Raw genomic sequence first — 2,567 nt, 5'->3', positions numbered from 1 at the left:
CCCCCGTGGGAGCGGCCTCCGGCCGCGATGGCCTTCGACCCGGGGGCTGGCCTTCTACGCGATCCCTGCCCTGCTCCGGGCTTCGCGGTGCCAGGCGACCAGGCTGGCGAGATCGACATATCCCGCGGCGGGTGGCGACCCGGCCTGCACGGTCACCGGGGCGCCGGGTTCGCCGAAGCCATTCAGCACCGCGACGGCACCGGAGAAATCCTCGTCCCGGGTGTAGCCGCTGGTGGTGACCACCGTGGGCAGACCGGCCCCGAGCGCGGCCCGCAGCCCGTTCCCGGAATCCTCCAGCGCGAGGCAGACGTTCGGCGCCAGCCCCAGTTCCGACAGGGCCAGTCGAAAGATGTCCGGGGCCGGCTTCTTCGCCGGAACGATGTCGCCCGCGGCGATCACCTCGAACCACTGCAGGCCCTCCGTGCCGAGGGTGCTGCGCAGCAGCGTGGTCACGTTCTCCGGCGTGGTGGTGGTGGCAATCGCAAGGCGGAGACCCGCCGTGCGCGCCTCCAGCAGCAACCGCCGCACCCCCGGCCGGAGCGGGATCGCACCGGCCTCGAGCAGCCTCAGGTAGTGCCGCGTCTTGGCCGCGTGCAGCGCCCGGATGCGCTCGTCGATATCCGGTGCCTGAAGCAGATCCGGCCGCTCCTCGGAGAGGTAGAGGCGGATCCGCTCCTTGCCGCCGGTCACGCGGAGCAGCGCGCCGTACCGGGCCTCGTCCCAGAACCAGTCCAGCCCCGCCTCCTCGAAGGCGCGGTTGAAGGCGACCCGGTGACCATCGCGCTCGGTATCGGCCAGGGTGCCATCGACGTCGAATATCAGCGCACTGAGCTTGTCCATTGATCCTCCAAGGGATTCGCGGGCACCGCGGGCCCGCCGCGGTGCGGAGGGGCACCGGTCGACACGCGGCAGGCGCCGGGGCGCCAGCCCGCCGAATTCACACCGCCGGCCCGCTCGGCCCTTGCCTGCACCGGCCTTCTCTGATAGATAAGGCCCGCGATTCACCCGGAGACCAGCGTCCATGGCCGCAGACCCGAAGAAGACCAAGCCCTCGTCCAACCACATGGTGGCCAGCGGCATTGCCGCCTACCAGCCGGAGGCCGGCGAAGAGTACATGAGCGACGAGCAGCTGGCACATTTCCGGCAACTCCTGCTCGCCTGGAAACAGGAATTGCTGGAGGAGGTGAACCGGACCGTGGGTCACATGAAGCGGGAGGCCGCGAACTTCGCGGATCCCGCCGACCGCGCGACACAGGAAGAGGAATTCGGCCTGGAGCTCCGGGCGCGCGACCGTGAGCGCAAGCTCTCCAAGAAGATCGACGAGTCCCTGCGCAACATCGATCTGGGCAACTACGGCTACTGCGAGGCCTGCGGGGTGGAGATCGGCATCCGCAGGCTGGAGGCGCGCCCGACCGCCACGCTGTGCATCGACTGCAAGACGCTGGCGGAGATCAAGGAAAGGCAGATGGCCTGAACGGCCCGCCGTCCCGGACACCGGACAAACCGGCATTCACGTCCTGTTCCCGGCCTCTTGACCGTCTGCACAGGCCGCTTCGCCCCGACTCCGTCGGGCCCGCTGCACGCGGGTTCGCTGACCGCCGCGGTGATCTCCTGGCTGGACGCCCGCAGCCGGCAGGGCCGGTGGCACCTGCGCATCGACGATAGCGACCGGCCGCGCACCGTGCCCGGCGCCGCGGACGAGATCCTGCGTACCCTCGACGCCTGCGGGCTCGGATGGGATGGCGCCGTGGTGTTTCAGAGCGAGCGCGAACCGGCCTACCGGGAGGCCCTCGCGCGCCTGGAGGCCGCTGGCCGGGTCTTCGCCTGCGCCTGTTCCCGGAAGGAGGTCGCCGCCGCCGGGCTCGTGGGCCTCGACGGGCCGATCTACCCGGGTACCTGTCGGGAGGGCCTGCCGCGCGGCCGGGAGGGCCGCTCGGTTCGCCTGCGGGCCGAGCAGCGCCACTGGACGATCACGGACCGGAGCCTGGGCCCGCTCGGCTTCGACCTGCACCGGCTGGGCGGCGATTTCGTGATCCGCCGGGCCGACGGCGTGTTCGCCTACCAGCTCGCGACCGTCGTCGACGACATCGCGCTCGGGGTCACCGACGTGGTCCGCGGCATCGACCTGCTGGGCTCGGTGCCCCGGCAGCTGCAGCTGTACCGGGGGCTCGGGCGTCCGCAGCCCCGTTATCTGCACCACCCGGTGGTGATCGCGGACAGCGGCCGGAAGCTGGCCAAGTCTTCGGGCGCCGCGCCGGCGCCGCGCCAGCGGCCCGCCGCCCTGCTCGCGCCGATCCTGGCCGCGATCGGCACCCCGGGCGTCGATCCCGGTTTCGCCGCGGCTGGACCGGGAGCGGTCGACGACCTGCTGGAGCACGCACGGCGCCACTGGAGCCCGGGGCGACTGCCGCCGGGACCGATTCCGGAGGCGTGCCTGCGCCCCACGGGCGCGTAGGCGGCCAGCCCCTGCCGCCGGATTGCCGCGAGGGCGCGCCGCCCACGGTGGCTCGCGGTGGCGTGGGAGCGGCCCGTTGGATCCGCCCGTAGGAGCGGCCCGTAGGAGCGGC

General features: G+C 72.3%; 3 protein-coding genes. 2 read left to right on the top strand and 1 reads right to left on the bottom strand.

Annotated features, from left to right (window positions below):
* Positions 1-54: 54 nt before the first annotated feature.
* Positions 55-840, bottom strand: coding sequence for an HAD-IA family hydrolase (locus ACESMN_RS13660; RefSeq protein ID WP_373054158.1), 786 nt, complete (start codon positions 838-840; stop codon positions 55-57).
* Positions 841-1,021: 181 nt separating this feature from the next.
* Here ACESMN_RS13660 and dksA point away from each other — a divergent pair, with 181 nt between their 5' ends.
* Both dksA and gluQRS read left to right on the top strand, forming a co-directional pair.
* Positions 1,022-1,474 carry an RNA polymerase-binding protein DksA gene (gene dksA, locus ACESMN_RS13655; RefSeq protein ID WP_373054157.1) on the top strand — a complete coding sequence of 151 codons (453 nt, stop codon included), beginning with the start codon at positions 1,022-1,024 and terminating at the stop codon, positions 1,472-1,474.
* Positions 1,475-1,531: 57 nt separating this feature from the next.
* Positions 1,532-2,455, top strand: coding sequence for a tRNA glutamyl-Q(34) synthetase GluQRS (gluQRS, locus tag ACESMN_RS13650; protein ID WP_373054156.1), 924 nt, complete (start codon positions 1,532-1,534; stop codon positions 2,453-2,455).
* Positions 2,456-2,567: the final 112 nt, after the last annotated feature.

The organism is Thioalkalivibrio sp. (genome assembly GCF_041690275.1).
Classification (GTDB): Bacteria; Pseudomonadota; Gammaproteobacteria; order Ectothiorhodospirales; family Ectothiorhodospiraceae; genus Thioalkalivibrio.
Note: the sequence above shows the minus strand (reverse complement) of the source record. Positions and strands in the feature narration are given on the sequence as shown.